1 protein-coding gene is annotated in these 964 nt (G+C 62.8%); it reads left to right on the top strand.

The genetic code is table 11. From position 1 onward, the window contains the following. Positions 1–246 precede the first annotated feature (246 nt). Positions 247–964, top strand: a 718-nt coding sequence (guaB, locus tag ACYVDE_RS24300; RefSeq protein WP_460504097.1) for an IMP dehydrogenase, incomplete at its 3' end; no start/stop codon positions are given.

Genomic DNA, 964 nt, shown 5'->3' with positions numbered 1-964 from the left:
CGCGCTGGCCTGGAGCAACTGCTGCGCGAAACGGCGTAGTGTAACTTGGTAATAAAAGAACGTCATGCTGAGCGCACTCGAAGCATCTCTACCGTGTAACTAATCCCAGCGATTGAATTTACTATCGCGGTAGAGATGCTTCGACTGCGCTCAGCATGACCATTTATCCAACTCTATAGCTGTTCAACCCAACTTCCCGCCGTACCTTCGTCCGGCAAAAGGCCCCAACCCCCAACCCCTTTTGCCATGGCGGACTCCGCAACCCCCAAAATTGCCTTCGAGGCCCTCACCTACGACGACGTACTGCTGCTGCCAGCGTACTCCGAGGTTTTGCCCCGCGACTGCGACACCGGCACCCGCCTCACCCCCAACATCCGGCTGCAAACCCCGCTGATTTCGGCTGCCATGGACACCGTCACCGAATCGGACATGGCCATTGCGCTGGCGCAGGAAGGCGGCCTGGGCATTATTCATAAGAATATGTCCATCAAGGCGCAGGCCGAGCAGGTGCGCCGCGTGAAGCGCAGCGAGTCGGCGCTGATTCAGGACCCCTTCACCCTGCCGCCCACCGCCACCCTGGCCGACGCCCGCCAGCTCATGCGCAAGCACAACATCGGCGGTGTGCCGGTGGTAAGCGAAAACCACGTGCTCGAAGGCATCCTCACCAGCCGCGACCTGCGCTTCGAGAAAGACATGAGCCAGCCCGTGACCACCGTGATGGTGCCCCTGGCCCGCCTCGTAACGGCCCCCGCCGGCATCACCCCCGCCGCCGCCGAAACGCTGCTTACCGACAGCAAAGTGGATAAGCTGCCGCTCGTGGACAGCGAAGGCCGCCTTGCCGGCCTGATGACCTATAAGGATATCCGCAAGCGCCGCCGCACCCCCAACGCCAGCAAAGACCACCTCGGCCGCCTGCGCGTGGGTGCCGCTGTGGGCGTCACGCCCGACCTGCTGCAACGCGTGG

Source organism: Hymenobacter agri (assembly GCF_054778495.1).
This window is presented reverse-complemented; position numbering and strand designations above follow the sequence as displayed.